General features: G+C 70.3%; 13 protein-coding genes. 11 read left to right on the top strand and 2 right to left on the bottom strand.

The genetic code is table 11. The features are described 5' to 3' along the window. Positions 1-26 precede the first annotated feature (26 nt). From GEMRO_RS0124355 to putA, 5 genes are all read left to right on the top strand, one after another. Complete coding sequence (locus tag GEMRO_RS0124355) at positions 27-1631, top strand: carboxyl transferase domain-containing protein (protein ID WP_027136104.1); 1605 nt, start codon at positions 27-29, stop codon at positions 1629-1631. 3 nt (positions 1632-1634) lie between these two features. Continuing rightward, the gene (locus tag GEMRO_RS0124350) at positions 1635-2420 is read left to right on the top strand and encodes an enoyl-CoA hydratase-related protein (RefSeq protein WP_027136103.1); all 786 of its coding nucleotides are present in this window, start codon (positions 1635-1637) and stop codon (positions 2418-2420) included. After that, positions 2417-4342, top strand: a complete 1926-nt coding sequence (locus GEMRO_RS0124345) for an acetyl/propionyl/methylcrotonyl-CoA carboxylase subunit alpha (RefSeq protein ID WP_035485931.1) — start codon at positions 2417-2419, stop codon at positions 4340-4342. The genes GEMRO_RS0124350 and GEMRO_RS0124345 overlap by 4 nt, the downstream gene beginning before the upstream one ends. Further along, complete coding sequence (locus tag GEMRO_RS34470; protein ID WP_240476764.1) at positions 4339-5265, top strand: hydroxymethylglutaryl-CoA lyase; 927 nt, start codon at positions 4339-4341, stop codon at positions 5263-5265. Before GEMRO_RS0124345 ends, GEMRO_RS34470 begins: the two co-directional genes overlap by 4 nt. A gap of 89 nt (positions 5266-5354) precedes the next feature. Further along, the gene (gene putA, locus GEMRO_RS0124335; protein WP_027136100.1) at positions 5355-8507 is read left to right on the top strand and encodes a bifunctional proline dehydrogenase/L-glutamate gamma-semialdehyde dehydrogenase PutA; all 3153 of its coding nucleotides are present in this window, start codon (positions 5355-5357) and stop codon (positions 8505-8507) included. 12 nt (positions 8508-8519) lie between these two features. Here the strand turns inward: putA and GEMRO_RS0124330 are convergent, their stop codons facing one another. Both GEMRO_RS0124330 and GEMRO_RS0124325 read right to left on the bottom strand, forming a co-directional pair. Then, positions 8520-9392: a prephenate dehydratase gene (locus GEMRO_RS0124330; RefSeq protein ID WP_051329437.1), complete on the bottom strand. Its 873-nt coding sequence runs from the start codon at positions 9390-9392 to the stop codon at positions 8520-8522. A 10-nt stretch (positions 9393-9402) separates the two neighbouring features. After that, on the bottom strand, positions 9403-10149 hold the full coding sequence (locus GEMRO_RS0124325) for a 3-deoxy-manno-octulosonate cytidylyltransferase (protein ID WP_027136098.1): 747 nt from the start codon (positions 10147-10149) through the stop codon (positions 9403-9405). 210 nt (positions 10150-10359) lie between these two features. On the opposite strand from GEMRO_RS0124325, the gene GEMRO_RS31605 reads away from it, so the two are divergent. The 6 genes from GEMRO_RS31605 (at position 10360) to GEMRO_RS0124295 (ending at position 17712) form a co-directional block, all read left to right on the top strand. Further along, on the top strand, positions 10360-11163 hold the full coding sequence (locus tag GEMRO_RS31605) for a c-type cytochrome (RefSeq protein WP_051329436.1): 804 nt from the start codon (positions 10360-10362) through the stop codon (positions 11161-11163). A gap of 80 nt (positions 11164-11243) precedes the next feature. Next, on the top strand, positions 11244-12041 hold the full coding sequence (gene hisN, locus GEMRO_RS0124315) for a histidinol-phosphatase (RefSeq protein ID WP_051329694.1): 798 nt from the start codon (positions 11244-11246) through the stop codon (positions 12039-12041). Positions 12042-12118: 77 nt separating this feature from the next. Further along, complete coding sequence (locus GEMRO_RS31600; protein ID WP_084507536.1) at positions 12119-13981, top strand: extracellular solute-binding protein; 1863 nt, start codon at positions 12119-12121, stop codon at positions 13979-13981. 7 nt (positions 13982-13988) lie between these two features. Beyond that, positions 13989-15077, top strand: coding sequence for a microcin C ABC transporter permease YejB (locus GEMRO_RS0124305; RefSeq protein WP_027136096.1), 1089 nt, complete (start codon positions 13989-13991; stop codon positions 15075-15077). Beyond that, positions 15074-16108 carry an ABC transporter permease gene (locus GEMRO_RS0124300; protein ID WP_035485928.1) on the top strand — a complete coding sequence of 345 codons (1035 nt, stop codon included), beginning with the start codon at positions 15074-15076 and terminating at the stop codon, positions 16106-16108. The genes GEMRO_RS0124305 and GEMRO_RS0124300 overlap by 4 nt, the downstream gene beginning before the upstream one ends. Beyond that, the gene (locus tag GEMRO_RS0124295; protein ID WP_035485926.1) at positions 16108-17712 is read left to right on the top strand and encodes an ABC transporter ATP-binding protein; all 1605 of its coding nucleotides are present in this window, start codon (positions 16108-16110) and stop codon (positions 17710-17712) included. The genes GEMRO_RS0124300 and GEMRO_RS0124295 overlap by 1 nt, the downstream gene beginning before the upstream one ends. The last annotated feature ends 54 nt before the right edge of the window (positions 17713-17766 follow it).

The following is a 17766-nucleotide window of genomic DNA, read 5'->3' as shown; positions in this document are numbered from 1 at the left end:
GCGGCCGACCGAAGGGTGAGCCGGCCGTGACCGTCCTGCGCTCGGCCATCGATCCGCGCTCTACGAGTTTTCGGGAGCGCGCGGCCCATAACCGGGCGCTGGTGGCCAGCTTGCGCGAGCGGGCAGCCGCGATTGCCGAAGGCGGCGGTGCGGTCTCCCGCGCCCGCCACGAATCCCGCGGCAAGCTGTTCGCCCGGACCCGGATCGACCGGCTCCTCGATCCCGGCTCCGCCTTCCTGGAGATCGGCCAGCACGCGGCCAGCGGCGTCTACGACGACCCGGTGCCTTCCGCCGGGATCGTCACCGGCATCGGCCGGATCGAGGGCCGCACCTGCATGGTGGTGGCCAACGACGCCACGGTGAAGGGCGGGACCTATTATCCGCTGACCGTGAAGAAGCACCTGCGTGCGCAGCGGATTGCGGCGGAGAACCGGCTGCCCTGCGTCTACCTGGTCGACAGCGGCGGCGCCTACCTGCCGGCCCAGGACGAGGTGTTTCCCGACCGCGAGCATTTCGGCCGGATCTTCTACCACCAGGCGCGGCTCTCGGCCGACGGCATCGCCCAGGTCGCCGTGGTGATGGGCTCCTGCACCGCCGGCGGCGCCTATGTCCCGGCAATGGCCGATCTCGCCATCATCGTGAAGGGGCAGGGCACCATCTTCCTGGGCGGGCCGCCCTTGGTGAAGGCTGCCACCGGCGAGGTGGTGAGTGCTGAGGAACTGGGCGGGGCGGAGATGCACACCCGCCTGTCGGGCGTGGCCGACCAGCTCGCCCAGGACGACGCCCATGCCCTGGAACTGGCGCGCGCCGCCATCCGCGACCTGGTCCCGCCGGCACCCTCCGTCGCTCAGGCACGCTTCGAGGAGCCGCTCTATCCGGCCAGCGAGATCCATGGCCTGATCCCGAAGGACGTGCGCGAGCCCTGGCCGGTGCGGGAGCTGCTGGCCCGGATCCTGGACGGCTCGCGCTTCGACGAGTTCAAGCCGCGCTTCGGCGCCACGCTGGTCACCGGCTTCGGGCAGGTCATGGGCATGCCGGTCGGCATCCTCGCCAATGACGGCATCCTGTTCGCCGAGAGCGCCGCCAAGGGCGCCCACTTCATCGAGCTTTGCTGCCGCCGCAAGCTGCCGCTCCTGTTCCTGCAGAACATCGCCGGCTTCATGGTCGGTCGGAGCTACGAGCAGGGCGGGATCGCCAAGGAGGGCGCCAAGCTAGTCCATGCGGTGGCCTGCGCCGCGGTGCCCAAGGTCACGCTGCTGCTGGGCGGCAGCTTCGGGGCCGGCAACTACGCCATGGCCGGGCGCGCCTATGACCCGCGCTTCCTGTGGTCCTGGCCGAACGCCCGGATCTCGGTGATGGGCGGGGAGCAGGCAGCCTCGGTCCTCTCGACCGTACGGCGCGATGCCCTGGAGGCGAGAGGGCAGAGCTGGTCGGCCGAGGATCAGGCGGCTTTCGAGGCGCCGATCCGAGAGCAGTACGCCATCCAGGGCGATCCCTACTATGCCTCGGCCAGGCTCTGGGACGACGGCATCATCGATCCGGCCGATACCCGCCGGGTCCTGGCCCTTTCGCTGGCCGCCACCCTCACGACGCCGATTCCGGACACCCGGTTCGGCGTGTTCCGGATGTAGCCCATGTCGCTCGAGGTCGATCGCTCCGGCGCCGTCGTCACCCTGACCCTCAACCGGCCAGCCGTGCGCAACGCCCTGGACGAGAAGCTGATCGCGCTCCTGCACGAGCAGTTCCTGGCCCTGGCGGAGGACCACGACGCACGGGTGGTGGTCCTGCGCGGCGCCGGCCCCGCCTTCTGCAGCGGCGCCGACCTCGCCTGGATGCGCCGGGCCGCTTCCTTCACGGCCGAGGAGAACCAGGCCGACGCCATGCGGCTGTGCGAGATGCTGCTGGCGTTCGACCAGCTTCCGCAGGCGACCGTTTGCCTGGCCCACGGCGCCGCCATGGCGGGTGCGCTGGGCCTGGTCTGCGCGGCCGACATCGCCCTTGCCGCCGAAGGGACGCTGTTCGGGCTGACCGAGGTGCGCCTGGGATTGGTCCCGGCGATCGTGGCGCCGTTCGTGATGCGGGCGATGGGTCCCCGCCAGGCGCGCCGGTGGTTCCTGACCGCCGAGCGCTTCGATGCGGCCATGGCCCGGGGCCTCGGCATCGTCCACGAGGTGGTGCCGGCGGACGGCCTGGACGGGCGCGCGGCCGAGATCGCCCAGCTCCTGCTCCAGGCGGCGCCCGGTGCGGTCGCCGAAGCCAAGCGCGTGATCGACCTGGTGGCGACCAGCCCGCAGGGCGGCAGCTTCGTGGCCGGCGCCACCGTCCAGGCGATCGCGGAGCGCCGGGCCAGCGACGAGGCGAAGGAGGGGATCGCGGCCTTCTTCGGCAAGCGCCGTCCCGCCTGGGCGCCGGGTGCATGAGAAAGCTGCTGATCGCCAATCGCGGCGAGATCGCCTGCCGCATCGCCCGCACCGCCCACCGGATGGGCATCCGCACGGTCGCGGTATTCGGCAGCCCCGACCGCGATGCGCTCCATGTCGCGATGGCCGACGAGGCCATCGACCTGGAAGGCGAGAGCGCGGCCGAGACCTATCTGGACATCGGCAAGCTCCTGCGGGCCGCGGCGCGCAGCGGCGCCGACGCGATCCATCCGGGCTACGGCTTCCTGTCGGAGAGCGCGCCGTTCTCGCGCGCGGTCATGGAGGCGGGCCTGACCTTCGTGGGTCCCGGAGCCGATGCCATGGAACGGCTGGGCTCCAAGGCAGGCGCCCGGCAGCTCGCGGTCGAGCAGGGGATCCCGGTCCTGCCCGGCTATGACGGTGCCGATCAGGAGCGGCTGGCCGGGGAGGCGCTGCGCATCGGCGCGCCGCTCCTGGTCAAGGCCAGCGCTGGCGGCGGCGGGCGCGGCATGCGGGTGGTGCGCGACCTGGCCGACCTGCCTTCCCTCCTGGCGGCGGCCTCGGCCGAGGCGCTGGCGGCGTTCGGCGACGGCAGCCTGATCCTGGAGCGGCTGGTCGAGACGCCCCGCCATGTCGAGGTTCAGGTGTTCGCCGACGACCATGGCAACGTGGTCCATCTGGGCGAGCGCGACTGCACGCTGCAGCGCCGGCACCAGAAGGTCATCGAGGAGTCCCCTGCCGCCTTCCTGCCCGGGGAGGTCCGGGCCGCCCTCTGCTCGGCCGCGACCCGGCTGATCGGCGCTGCCGGCTACCGCAACGCGGCGACGGTGGAGTTCCTGCTGGCCCCGGACCTTTCCTGGCATCTGATCGAGGTCAACACCCGGCTGCAGGTCGAGCATCCCGTCACCGAGGCGGTGTCCGGCCAGGACCTGGTCGAATGGCAGCTGCGGATCGCCCGGGGCGAGCGCCTGCCCCTGGCCCAGGCGGACCTGCGCCTGGAGGGCCATGCGATCGAGCTGCGGATCTGCGCCGAGGACCCGGCCCACGGGATGCGCCCGACCACCGGCAGGATCACCGAGCTGGAGCTTCCGGAGGGGGCGAGGCTGGACCATGGCCTTGCGATCGCATTCGCGGTCGGCGCCCATTTCGACAGCCTCCTGGCCAAGCTCGTCGTGCACGCGGCCGATCGCGCGGGCGCCCTGCGTCGGGCCCGGGCGGCGCTTGCCTGCACCCAGATCGGCGGGGTCGTCACCAACATCCCGCTGCTCGACCGGATCCTGCGCGAGCCGGCCTTCCAGGAGCAGCGGATCGACACCAACTGGCTGGAGCCGGCCCTGCCGGGCCTCCTGCAGGAGCCGGAGCCCGGGCCGGAGGACCTCGCGATCGCGGCGGTGGCCAGGGTCGCCGCCAGGCCCAACGATCCGGCCGATCCCTGGTTCTGCGGCCCGCCCTGGCGCTGCAACCTGCCGGCCGAGGAGACCGTGCGCTTCGACGCTGCCGAGGTGACGGTCCGCCACGGGCAGGACGGCTACCTCGTGCGCGTGGGCGACGCGACGCTGGCACTCCGGCTGTTCTGGACGGCCACGCCCGGGATCGTCGCGGTGGAGATCGACGGGCATCGCCGCCACCTCGTCCTGCGCAACGAGCCGAGCAGCGTCCTGTTCGTCGAACGCGGGCTGCGGCTGCATCTGCCGGGCTCGTCCGACGTGGCGGCGGAGGCCGTCGACGAGCGGGTGGTCCGTGCGCCCCTGCCGGGCAAGGTGGTGGAGGTGCGCGCCGAGCCCGGCATGCGGGTGGCGAAGGGCGACCTCCTGGTGGTGATCGACGCCATGAAGATGGAGCACCGGCTGCTGGCTCCCGGCGACGGCATGGTGGCGGCGGTGGCCGTGGGTGCGGAGGACCGGGTCGAGGCCGGCCAGGTCCTGGTGGAGCTGGAACCGTGACCGATCCGCTCGCAGGTGTGCCCGCGGAGGTGACGATCGTCGAGGTCGGTCCGCGAGATGGGCTGCAGAACGAGGCGGCTATCCTGCCGGTGGAGGCGCGGGTCGCCCTGGTCCGCGACCTGGCCGGCGCCGGGCTGCGCTGCATCGAGGCTGGCGCCTTCGTCCGCGCCGATCTGGTCCCGGCGATGGCCGGCACCGATGCCGTGCTGGCGGGCCTTGGGGGCCTGGAAGGCGTCCGCCTGCCGGTGCTGGTGCCGAACCCGCGCGGCCTCCAGGCGGCGATCGAGGCCGGGGCGCGCGAGGTCGCCCTGTTCGCGGCGGCCAGCGAGACCTTCTCGCAGCGCAATGGCGGGGCCGGGATCGACACGACCCTGGCCCGCCTCCGCGAGGTCGCCGGAACCGCCACGGCCGCCGGGCTCGGCCTGCGCGGCTACGTGTCCTGCGTGGCCGGCTGCCCGTTCGAGGGCGAGGTTGCGCTGGAAGCGGTGGTGCGGGTGACCCGGGCGCTGGTGGAGAGCGGCTGCGCGGAGGTCTCCCTCGGCGACACCATCGGCGCCGGCACGCCGCGGCGGATCGCGCAGGTGGTCGGCGCCTGCGCGGAGGCGGTTGGGATCGGAAGGCTTGCCATCCATGCCCACGACACCATGGGCCAGGCGCTGGCCAACGTCCTGACCGCCCTGGAGATGGGGGTGGCGACGGTCGATGCCAGCGTGGCCGGGCTGGGCGGCTGCCCGTTCGCGCCGGGTGCCGCCGGCAACCTCGCCACCGAGGACCTCGTCTACATGCTGGACGGGATGGGGGTGCGGCATGGCGTCGACCTGGACCGGCTGATCCGGGCCGGGGAGGGCGCCCTGGCCGGGCTCGGCCATGCCGGGCATAGCCGGGCTGCCACAGGGCGAAGGCGCGCACGTCCGGCCGGCTGAGCTTCGGAGGATCGAGGTTCCGGCGGATCGGGATTGTGTCGGGGCGGGCCTTGGCGTCCAATCGGCCTGGCCTCGCATGGAGATCCCGGATGGCGCTCGCTCCGATCCTCGCCGACCTCCCCGCCGTCGATCCCTCGCCGCTGCGCGAGGCGATCCGGCAGGCCTACCACGAGGACGAGGACCGCGCCGCCGCCGGCCTGCTGGCGCGGGTTTCCTTTACCCCGGACCGGCGCGAGCGGATCACCGCCATGGCGCGGGCCATGGCCGAGAAGCTGCGCCAGGACGCGGCATCGTCCGGCGGCGTCGAGGCGTTCATGCACGCCTATGCCCTGGATACCGAGGAGGGCGTGGCGCTGATGTGCCTGGCCGAGGCGCTGCTGCGGGTGCCCGACGCCGAGACCGCCGACCTCCTGATCCGCGACAAGATCGGCGATACCGACTGGCAGAAGAAGGTCGCAGGCTCCGACAGCTTCCTGATCAGCGCCTCCACCTACGGCCTGATGCTGACCGGGCGCCTGCTCAGCCTGGAGGAGGATGGCCAGGGCTTCGTCCAGCGGATCTCCCGGATGGTCGGACGCCTGGGCGAGCCGGTGATCCGCGAGGCGCTGAAGCAGGCGATGAAGGTGCTGGGCCACCAGTTCGTGCTGGGCCAGACCATCGACCAGGCGGTCGCCCGCGCGCGCTCGGCCGAGAAACAGGGCTATCTCTACTCCTACGACATGCTGGGCGAGGCCGCCCGCACCGACGAGGACGCGAGGCGCTATCTCGCCAGCTACCTGCATGCCCTGGAGCGGGTCGCGGCCGGTGCGGCACTCAGGAAGGAGCTGTTCCGCCGCCCGTCCCTGTCGATCAAGCTGTCCGCCCTGCACCCGCGCTACGAGTACGCCACCCACGCCCGGGTGATGGCCGAGCTCTTGCCGCGCCTGGGCGGCCTCCTGGAGCGTGCCCGCCGGCTCGACGTCGCGGTGACCATCGACGCCGAGGAAAGCGAGCGGCTGGAGCCGTCCCTGGACATCATGGAGGCGCTGGCGAGTTCCGAGGCGATGCGCGGCTGGAACGGGCTGGGCCTGGCGGTGCAGGCCTACCAGAAGCGCGCGGTACACGTGATCCCCTGGCTGGCGGACCTGGCCCGGCGGACGTCGCGGCAGATCCCGGTGCGGCTGGTCAAGGGCGCTTACTGGGATGGAGAGGTGAAGAAGGCCCAGGGGATGGGCTATGCCGACTATCCCGTCTTCACCCGCAAGGTCACCACCGACGTCAGCTACCTCGCCTGTGCCAGGGAGCTCTTCCAGGGCGGGCAGGCCTTCTACCCGATGTTCGCCACCCACAACGCCCAGACCCTGGCGGCGATCCTGGAGATGGCGGGCAACGGCCGCGCCTTCGAGTTCCAGAAGCTGCACGGCATGGGCGACAGCCTGTACGGCGACCTGATCCGGGCCGAGCGCCTGCCGGTGCCCTGCCGGGTCTATGCTCCGGTCGGCAGCCACAAGGACCTGCTGCCCTACCTGGTGCGCCGGCTGCTGGAGAACGGCGCCAATTCCAGCTTCGTCCACCAGGTGGTCGACCGGCGCGCTGCCCTGGACGACCTGATCGCCGATCCGACCGAGCGGCTGCGCGGCCTTTCCCGCAAGCGCCACCCGGCGATCCCGCGCCCGGCCGATCTGTACGGCTCGGAGCGGACCAACAGCGCCGGCATCGACCTGTCCGATCCCCTGGCCCTGGCGGACCTGGCGCGCCGGCTGGCCCGGCCGGGCGAGGTCCATGCCGCACCCGGCGTGGGCAGCCAGGCGGCGGCAAAGCCGGTCCACGATCCGGCCGACCGCCGCCGCCAGGTCGGCAGCGTGGTCTTCGCCGATCCGGAGGCGGCCGCCCGGGCCATGGCGTTCGCCAACCGCGGCTTCGTCGCCTGGTCGCGGCGGCCCGTCGACGAGCGGGCGGCCCTGCTGGAGCGGGGTGCGGACCTGTTCGAGCGGCACATGGCGGACCTGATCGCCTTGTGCGTGCGCGAGGCCGGCAAGACCGTGCTGGATGCGATCGCCGATGTCCGCGAGGCGGTCGACTTCCTGCGCTACTATGCGGCCGAGGCCCGCCGGCTGATGGGCCGGCCGGTGGAACTGCCGGGTCCGACCGGCGAGCGCAACCTGCTCTCGCTGCACCCGCGCGGGGTGTTCGTGACCATCGCGCCCTGGAACTTCCCGGTCGCGATCTTCGTGGGCCAGCTGGCCGCCGCCCTGGTGACGGGCAATGCCGTGGTCGCCAAGCCGGCCGAGGCGACCTCGCTGACCGGCAAGCTGTGCTGCGACCTCCTCCACCGCGCCGGGGTACCGGAGGACGCGCTGGTGTTCCTGCCGGGCGAGGGGCAGGTGATCGGCAAGCTGCTGGTCGCCGACCCGCGCTGCGCCGGGGTGGCGTTCACGGGCTCCACCGCCACCGCCTTCGCGATCAACCGTGCGATCGCCGCCACCGACCACGCCATCCGCCCCCTGATCGCCGAGACCGGCGGGATGAACGCCGTGGTGGTCGACAGTTCCGCGCTGCTGGAAGCGGTGATCCAGGACACGCTGGACGGGGCGTTCCGCTCGGCCGGCCAGCGCTGCTCGGCCCAGCGGATCCTGTTCGTCCAGGACGAGATCGCCGACCGCGCGATCGCCATGCTGAAAGGGGCGATGGCCGAGCTGTCGGTCGGTGATCCGGGCGAACTGTCCACCGATGTCGGCCCGGTGATCGATGAGCGCGCCCGCGGCAAGCTGGAGGCGCATGCGGCGCGGATGGCGCAGGAGGGCAAGGCCCTGTTCCGCTGCGAGTTGCCGGAGATCTGTGCGAACGGCACCTTCGTGGCGCCGATGGCCTTCGAGATCGACCGGATGTCTCGGCTGACCGAGGAGGTGTTCGGGCCGATCCTCCATGTGGTCCGCTGGAAGGCCGGCTACCTGCCGCAGGTCGTCGACGCCATCGAGAGCACCGGCTTTGGCCTGACCTTCGGGGTCCATTCCAGGATCGACGAGACCATCGAGACGCTCACCGGCCGGGTCCGCGCGGGCAACATCTACGTCAACCGCAACATCATCGGCGCGGTGGTCGGCACCCAGCCGTTCGGCGGCGAGGGCCTGTCCGGCACCGGCTTCAAGGCCGGCGGCCCCCACTACCTGCTGCGCTTCCTCACCGAGCGGACGCTCACAGTGAACACCGCCGCAGTCGGCGGCAACCTGCAGCTCATGGGAGCGCTGAAGGACGAGGGCTGACCAGTGCTGCGTTCAGCCGATCTGCGCGCGGAACGGGTGCGCCGGATAGATCCCCAGGATCTCCACCGAATGGCTGAAGAAGCGCAGCTCCTCCATGGCCAGCCGGACGCTGTCATGGGTCGGGTGCCCCATGATGTCGGCGTAGAACTGCGCCTGGGTGAAGGCGCCGTCGATGTAGCTCTCCAGCTTCACCATGTTGACGCCGCAGGTGGCGAAGCCGCCCAGCGCCTTGTAGAGCGCCGCCGGCCGGTTGCGCACGGTGAAGGTGAAGGTGGTCATCACCGGGTCGCAGGCCGGGCCGGGATCGACCGGCTCCCGGGCCAGGACCAGGAAGCGGGTGGTGTTGTGCTCGGCGTCCTCGATGTTGGAGGCGAGCGAGACGAGGCCGTAGAGTTCGCCGGCGAGCCTGGAGGCGATCGCGGCGCGGCTGGGATCGGCGGCGCTGGCGACGTCCTGCGCCGCCCCGGCCGTGTCCGCGACCACCACCGCCTGCAGGCCGTGCCGGCGCAGGAACTGGCGGCACTGCCCGACCGCATGGACATGGCTCTCCACCGAGCGCAGCCCCTCGATGCTGGCGCCGGGCAGGCCCAGCAGGTGGTGGTTCACCCGGACGAAATGCTCGGCGACGATGTGCAGCCCGCCGCGCGGCAGCAGGTGGTGGACGTCGGCGACCCGGCCGGCCACGGTGTTGTCGACCGGGATCATCGCGAGCCGGGCCGCCCCTTCATGGACGGCGGCGAACGCGTCCTCGAACGAGTGGCAGGGCAGGGCCACCAGATCGGGGAAGGCCTCGCGGCAGGCCAGGTGCGAATAGGCGCCGGGACGGCCCTGGAACGCAATGGTGCGGTCGGGGCTGGTGCCGGAGGAGGCGTTCGGCTGGGTCATCTGGTTCGGCTCAGGATCTTGCCAGGCTCAGGATCTGGCGGGCGCGGTCGAGGTCATAAGGCGTGTCCACGCCGAAAGGAACCGTATCCACCAGCCGGACGCCGATCGGGATCCCGTTTTCCAGGGCGCGCAGCTGCTCCAGCCGCTCGCGCTTCTCCAGTGGCGAGGGCGGCAGGGCGGCGAAGCGGTCGAGCGTGTCGCGGGTGAAGGCGTAGATCCCGATATGGTGCAGGATCGGCCCGTCGCCGGACGGGCAGGTGGCGCGGGTGAAATACAGGGCCCGGCCGATCGAGGGCTCCGCCGGATCGATCGACACCACCGCCTTCACCACGTTCGGGTCGGCCTTCTCCCGCGGGTCCTCGGTGGCGCAGGCGAGGGTCGCCATCGGGGTGCCCAGCCGGTCCAGCGGCTCCAGCACCTGGGCCAGCACCCGCGGGTCGAGGGTCGGCAGGTCGCCCTGCAGGTTGACGATCCTGGAAAAGCGGCGGTCCGGGTCGATCGTCTCCAGCGCCTGGCGGATCCGGTCGGTGCCGGAGGGAAGCTCCGGATCAGTCATCACCGCCTCGCCGCCGGCGGCGCGCACCGTGTCCGCAATCACGGGCTCGGCGCAGGCGACCACCACCCGGCCGACCGCCGCCTCGGCTGCGCGCCGGAGGACGTGGACGATCATCGGCGTGCCGGCGATATCGGCCAGCGGCTTGTCCGGCAGGCGCGACGCCTTCATCCGGGCGGGGATCAGCACGACGGTGTCGCTCACGGCATCTCCAGCTCAACGGGTCCAGACGAGCAGGCTGGACTGTTCCCAAACATGCTGCCAAGGGCTTGCGACCAAGCGGCGCGGCCGCTGGTCAACTTGACGGCTGCACTGCAAGCTCGCTAGAGCCGCACGCGATCGGCGCGGCAGCTCGGACGCCGGCGGCCATCTACGTGGGCGGCGACCGATCGGAATGGAAAGGCTGGCTACCTGATGGCATCGTCGCTCGAAAGCAACAAGCTCATGGCGGGCATTCTGACCGCCGGGATCATCGCCCTCGGCGCGGGCGTCGCGTCGCGGATGGTCTATGGTCCGCACGAGCTGGAAGAGAACGCCTACCACATCGAGGTGGCGGAAAGCAGCGCCAACGCGCCCACCGAGCAGCCGGACGAGCCGATCGCGGTGCGCCTGGTCTCGGCCAGCGTCGAGGCCGGTGCTGCCTCGGCGAAGAAGTGCCAGTCCTGCCACACCTTCGACGCCGGCAACGAGAACAAGATCGGCCCGGGTCTCTACGACGTCTATGGCCGCCAGGCGGGAACCCATCCCGGCTACACCTACTCGCCGGCCATGGCAGAGCACGACGCGCCCTGGGATGCCCAGGAGCTGGACGGGTTCCTCAAGGCGCCCAAGGTCTATCTCCCTGGCACCAAGATGGCGTTCGCCGGCATCTCCAAGCCGGACGAGCGGGCGGACGTGATCGCTTACCTGCACTCGCTGAACCCCAATGCTCCGGCCCTGCCGGTCGCCGAGGCCGCGCCTGCTCCGGCCGAGGGAGCTTCTGCTCCGGCGGACGAGGCTGCTGCCCCGGCTGATGGGGCGTCTGCCCCGGCCGAGGGAGCTCCTGCGCCGGCCGAGGCCGCCCCGCCGACGTCGGAGACGTCTCCTCCGGCAGCCGAGGCGGCCCCTGCGCCGGCTGGAGAGGCTCCTGCCGCGGCCGGGGAAGCTCCGGCCACGCCGGACTTGGTGGATCCGAACCCGAACGTCACCATCGAAGAGGTTCCGACCCAGGGCGGCTGACGGAAAATCGTCTCTCCGGAAGCCAGACCATCGAGCCATCGCCCGTTCCGGTTCCAGGAACGGGCATTCTCTTGCTGGAGATGCGCGTGACCAGCCCGGCCACCGTCGACCATCTGGATTTCGCCCATCAGCTGGCCGATGCGGCGGCCGAGGTGCAGCGACGCTGGTTCCGGGCGGAACTGGAGATCGAGAGCAAGCTCGACGAGAGCCCGGTGACGATCGCCGATCGCCAGACCGAGCTCCTGATGCGCGAGATGATCCAGGCGCGCTTCCCGGGCCATGGCATCTTCGGCGAGGAATACGGCAAGCAGGACGTGGATGCCGAGTTCGTCTGGGTGCTGGACCCGATCGACGGCACCAAGTCGTTCATCTGCGGCAGGCCGCAGTTCGGCACGCTGATCGGCCTGCTTCACCAGGGCCAGCCGGTCCTGGGCCTGATCGACCAGGCAATCCTCCGCGAGCGCTGGGTCGGGGTGATGAATGAGCCGGCCACCTTCAACGGCAAGTCGATCCGCACCCGCGCCTGCCCGACCCTCTCCCAGGCGGTGCTCGCCTCCTACTCGCGGCGCATGTTCGAGAAGGGGCCCGTGCGCGACGCGTTCGACACGCTGGAGGAGCAGGTCTACCTGTCCCAGTTCAACACCGACTGCTACGGCTATGGTCTCCTGGCGGCCGGCTTCGTCGACCTGGTCGTGGAGCAGGGGCTGTTTCCCTACGACTATCTGCCGATCCTGCCGATCCTGCAGGGAGCCGGCGCGGTGATCACCGACTGGAAGGGCCGGCCGGTGGGGCTGGGCTCGTCCGGCCGGGTGATCGCCGCGGGAGACCGGCGGGTGCACGAGCAGGCCCTGGCCATGTTCGAGCCCCTGGCCGACTGACCCGCTGGCCGGAGCGCCACGGGCGCACTACCTTGCCCTGACGGTTACCAATGGATGACGGCAGGGGAAGCGGACGAATGATGGATCGGCGCGGCTTTTCGAAGGCTGGTCTCGGACTTCTGGGCACGTCGCTGTTCGTCCCGTTCCGAAGCTCCTGGGCCCAGGAAGCGAAGCCGGCGCACGGCATCTCGATGTATGGCGATCTGCATTATCCGGCAGGGTTCGACCATTTCGACTACGTGAACCCGCAGGCGCCCAAGGGCGGCTCCCTGGTGCTCTCCGCGATCGGGACCACCTTCGACACGCTGAACCCGTTCGTCCTGCGCGGCGTGCCCGCCGCCGGCGTCTCGCTGGTCTACCAGACGCTGGTCGAGAACTCGATGGACGAGCCGTTCTCCGAGTACGGGCTGCTCGCGAAGACGATCGCCACGCCCGAGAACCGCAGCTTCGTCGAGTATGAGCTGCGCGAGGATGCCAGGTGGCACGACGGCAAGCCGGTCACGGCCGACGACGTCGTCTTCAGCTTCGACATCCTGCGCAGCAAGGGCACCCCGGTCTTCCGGGTCTACTACGCTGATGTCGACCGCGCGGAGAAGCTCGGCGAGCGCAAGGTCCGCTTCCTGTTCAAGGGCGGCTTCAACCGCGAACTGCCGCTGATCATGGGGCAGCTGCCGATCCTGCCGGCGCATTGGTGGGAGGGGCGCGACTTCGAGGCGCCGACGCTGGAACCGCCGCTCGGCAGCGGACCCTACCGGGTCGCCCGGGTCGAGGCCGGCCGCTCGGTCACCCTGGAGCGGGTCGAGGACTGGTGGGCCGAGCAGGTCCCGGCGGTGGTCGGGCGCTACAATTACGGCTCGATCCGCTACGACTATTACCGCGACTTCAACATTGCGTTCGAGGCGTTCAAGGCCGGCGCGTTCGACTGGCACATCGAAAGCTCGGCGCAGCGCTGGGCCACCGGCTACGACATCCCGGCGGTGCGCGAGGGCCTGCTGATCAAGGAGGAGATCGAGCAGGACAGCGGCGGCGTCATCCAGGGCTTCTGGTTCAACCAGCGCCGCGACAAGTTCAAGGATCCCCGGGTCCGCCAGGCGATCGGCTACGCGTTCGACTTCGAGTGGTCCAACCGCACCCTGTTCTTCGACCAGTACACCCGCTGCGACAGCTATTTCTCCGGCTCCCGCGTGTTCGCGGCGACCGGCCTGCCGACCGGTGCGGAGCTTGCGCTGCTGGAACCCTATCGCGACCAGCTCCCGCCGGAGCTGTTCACCGAGCCCTTCACCCTCCCGGTCACCGACGGCACCGGCAACAACCGGCCCCAGCTGCGCACGGCCCTGGAACTGTTCAAGGCGGCCGGCTGGGAGGTGCGGGATCGCCGGATGGTCGAAATCGCCACCGGCGAGCCGATGCAGTTCGAGATCTTGCTGGACAACCCCCAGTTCGAGCGGATCGCCGGGCCGTTCGTGAAGAACCTGGAGCGGCTCGGCATCGACGCCAGCATCCGCACGGTGGATTCGGCGCAGTACCAGAACCGCATCACCTCCTTCGACTACGACGTCGTCACGGAGATCTACGGCCAGAGCCTTTCCCCTGGGAACGAGCAGCGCGAGTACTGGGGAAGTGCCGCCGCCTCGCAGCCGGGCAGCCGCAACTATGCGGGCATCTCCGATCCGGTGGTGGACGCCATGATCGAGAAGGTCATCCGCGCCGACAGCCGCGAGGAACTCGAGGTCGCATGCCGGGCGATGGATCGGGTGCTGCTCTGGGGCTATCACCTGGTCCCGCACTGGTATTCGGGGTTCATCAGGCTCGCCCGCTGGGACAAGTTCGGCCGGCCGGCCGAGATGCCGCGCTACAATGTCGACCTGTACGCGTGGTGGATTGAGGACCAGCGCGCCGCGCAGGTCGAACAGGTCAAGACCAGCCTGAAGCCGGACTGAGCACGCGGTGCTCGCCTACATCCTCAAGCGCCTGCTGCTGATCATTCCGACGCTGTTCGGGATCCTGCTGATCAACTTCGTGATCGTCCAGGCAGCGCCCGGCGGACCGATCGACCTGATCGTGCGCCAGGTGAAGGGCGAGGCGATCGATGCCACCGCGCGCTTCTCCGGCACCAGCGGCGGGGAGAGCGCGCAGCGCACCGGCACCGACCCGCAGTCCCGCTCAGCGAGGGGCCTCGATCCGGCCCTGCTGGCGGACCTGGAGCGCCAGTTCGGCTTCGACCGCCCGGCGCCGGAGCGTTTCGTGAAGATGCTGGGCGACTACCTGCGGTTCGACTTCGGCAACAGCTTCTTCCGCGGTCGCCCGGTGGTCGACCTGATCATCGAGAAGATGCCGGTCTCGATCTCCTTGGGCGTGTGGACCACCCTGATCACCTACCTGGTGTCGATCCCGCTGGGCATCCGCAAGGCGGTCAAGGACGGCACCCCGTTCGACATCTGGTCGAGCACGCTGGTCTCGATCGGCTATGCGATCCCGAGCTTCCTGTTCGCCGTGCTGCTGGTGGTCGTGTTCGCCGGTGGCAGCTACCTGCAATGGTTCCCGCTGCGCGGCCTGACCTCGGACGACTTCTACCGGATGACCTGGTGGCAGCAGGCCCTGGACTATGCCTGGCACCTGGTCCTGCCGGTGACCGCCATGGTGGTCGGCAGCTTCGCCTCGCTGACCCTGCTCACCAAGAACGGCTTCGTCGAGGAACTGGGCAAGCAGTACGTGCTGACCGCCAGGGCCAAGGGACTGCCCGAGCGGCGCGTCCTCTACGGCCACGTCTTCCGCAACGCCATGCTGATCGTGATCGCCGGCTTTCCGTCCGCCCTCCTGTCCATGCTGTTCACCGGCGCCCTCTTGATCGAGATCATCTTCTCCCTGGATGGGCTGGGCCTGCTCAGCTACGAGGCGGCGATCAACCGGGACTACCCGATCATCTTCGGCACGCTGTTCCTGTTCACCCTGGTCGGCCTGCTCCTGCGCCTGATCTCCGACCTGACCTATGTGATGGTCGACCCGCGGATCGACTTCGCCAAGGTGCGGGTATGAGCCGGCTGTCGCCGCTCAACCGCCGCCGGCTCGAGCAGTTCAAGGCCAACCGGCGCGGCCATGTCTCGTTCTGGCTGTTCCTGGTGGTGTTCGCGATCTCGCTCGCCGCCGACCTGATCGCCAACGACCGGCCGCTGCTGGTTCGCTACGACGGGGCCTTCTATTTCCCGACCATCGTCTCCTATCCGGAGACCACGTTCGGCGGATTGTTCGAGACCGAGGCGGACTACAACGACCCGGTGGTGCGCGAGCTGATCGAGGAGAACGGCTGGATCCTGCAGGCCCCGGTCCCCTACAGCTACGACACCATCGTGCTGGGGGTGGAGCGGGCGCCTTCGCCGCCATCGGCGCAGAACTGGCTGGGCACCGACGACCAGTCCCGCGACGTATTCGCCCGGGTCCTCTACGGCCTGCGCCTCTCGATCCTGTTCGGCCTGACCCTGACCGCGGTCTCCTCGGCGATCGGCATCGCGGTCGGCGCGTTGCAGGGGTACTACGGCGGCGCGGTGGACCTGATCGGCCAGCGCGTGATCGAGATCTGGAGCGGCCTGCCGCTGCTCTACCTGCTGATCATCCTGGCGAGCTTCATCGTCCCGGGCTTCTGGACGCTGCTGACCATCATGCTGCTGTTCTCCTGGATGACGCTGGTCGACATCGTCCGCGCCGAGTTCTTCCGCGCCCGCACGCTCGACTATGTCCGCGCCGCCCGGGCGCTGGGCGCCACCGACCTGACGGTGATGCGCCGGCATATCCTGCCGAACGCCATGGTCAGCTCGCTGGCGCTGCTGCCCTTCGTGCTGTCGGGTGCGCTGACCACGCTGACCGCCCTGGACTTCCTGGGCTTCGGCCTGCCGCCCGGCTCGCCGTCGCTGGGCGAGCTGCTGGCCCAAGGCAAGAACAACCTCCAGGCACCCTGGCTCGGCATCACCGGCTTCCTGGTGACCGCGGTGATCCTGATTCTCTTGATCTTCACCGGCGAAGCGGTCCGCGACGCCTTCGATCCCCGCAAGACGCTCGGAGCGAAGCCCTGATGCCGCTCCTGGACGTGCGCGACCTGGAGGTCCGCTTCCATGGCGGCAACGGTGAGATCGTCGCGGTGGAAGGCGTGTCGTTCTCGGTCGACCGCGGCGAGACCCTGGCATTGGTCGGGGAGAGCGGCTCCGGCAAGTCGGTCAGCGCCCTGTCGATCCCGCAACTCCTGCCGTACCCCAAGGCATACCATCCCGCCGGCTCGATCCTGCTGGATGGGGCCGAGATGATCGGGGCGCCCGAGACGATCCTGCGCGACCTGCGCGGCAAGCGGATCGGCATGATCTTCCAGGAGCCGCTCACCTCGCTCAACCCGCTGCACACGGTGGAGCGGCAGATCGGCGAGGTCCTGCAGCTCCATGACGGGCTGCACGGCGACGCGCTGCGCCGGCGCATCGTGGAATTGCTGGAGCAGGTGCGGATCCGCGACCCGAAGTCCCGCCTGGGCAGCTACCCGCACCAACTCTCCGGCGGCCAGCGTCAGCGGGTCATGATCGCGATCGCGATCGCCTGCCGCCCCGACCTGCTGATCGCCGACGAGCCGACCACCGCCCTCGACGTGACGGTGCAGGCAGCGATCCTCAGGCTCCTGCGCGAGCTCCAGGCCGAGATGGGGATGGGCATCCTGCTGGTCAGCCACGACCTGGCGGTGGTGCGCAAGGTGGCGCAGCGGGTAGCGGTCATGCGGCATGGCCGGATCGTCGAGACCGGGCCGCTCGACCAGATCATGCAGGCGCCCGAGCATCCCTACACCAGGATGCTGATGGCTGCCGAGCCGAAGGGCCCGCCGGCGCCCTCCGCCCTGGACGCGCCGATCCTGGTCCGGGCCGAGAAGCTGAACGTCGATTTCCCGCTGGGCGGCGGCTGGTTCGGGCGGCCGCGGCGGGTCGTCCATGCGGTGCAGGACGTGACGGTGAGCATCCGCGAGGGGACGACCCTGGGCGTGGTCGGGGAAAGCGGCTCCGGCAAGACCACGCTCGGGCTGGCGCTCCTCCGGCTGATCGGGTCGGACGGCCCGATCGTCGTCCAGGGCGAGGCGATCGACCGCCTGCCGCGCAAGGAGGTGCGGCGGCTGCGCAAGCAGCTGCAGATCGTGTTCCAGGATCCGTTCGGCTCGCTCAGCCCCAGGATGAGCGTGGGCGAGATCGTAGGCGAGGGATTGGACATCCATGACCTCTGCCCGAAGGGCGAGGCAAGGCGGGAGAGGGTCGCCCAGGCGCTGGTCGAGGTCGGGCTGGAGCCGGACACGATGGACCGCTATCCGCACGAGTTCTCCGGCGGACAGCGGCAGCGGATCGGCATCGCCCGGGCGCTGGTCCTGGATCCGGCCTTCATCGTGCTCGACGAGCCGACCTCGGCGCTGGACGTGTCGATCCAGGTGCAGATCATCGACCTGCTGAAGGACCTGCAGCAGCGCCGCCGGCTGACCTTCATGTTCATCAGCCACGACCTGCGGGTGGTCCGCGCGATCGCGCATGAGGTGGTGGTGATGAAGGACGGGCGGATCGTGGAAGCCGGTCCCACCGAAGAGGTCATGACCCGTCCGACCGATCCCTACACGCAGGCGCTGCTGCGCGCCGCGGTCGATCTGGAGCCGGTCGACTGAAAGAAAGACGGCCGCCCCTGGTGGGGCGGCCGTCCGGTCGTTGCGGGTTGATCG

It is taken from the genome of Geminicoccus roseus DSM 18922, from assembly GCF_000427665.1.
Classification (GTDB): Bacteria; Pseudomonadota; Alphaproteobacteria; order Geminicoccales; family Geminicoccaceae; genus Geminicoccus; species Geminicoccus roseus.
The sequence above is the reverse complement of the archived record's forward strand: the minus strand, read 5'-3'. Positions and strand labels throughout refer to the sequence as shown.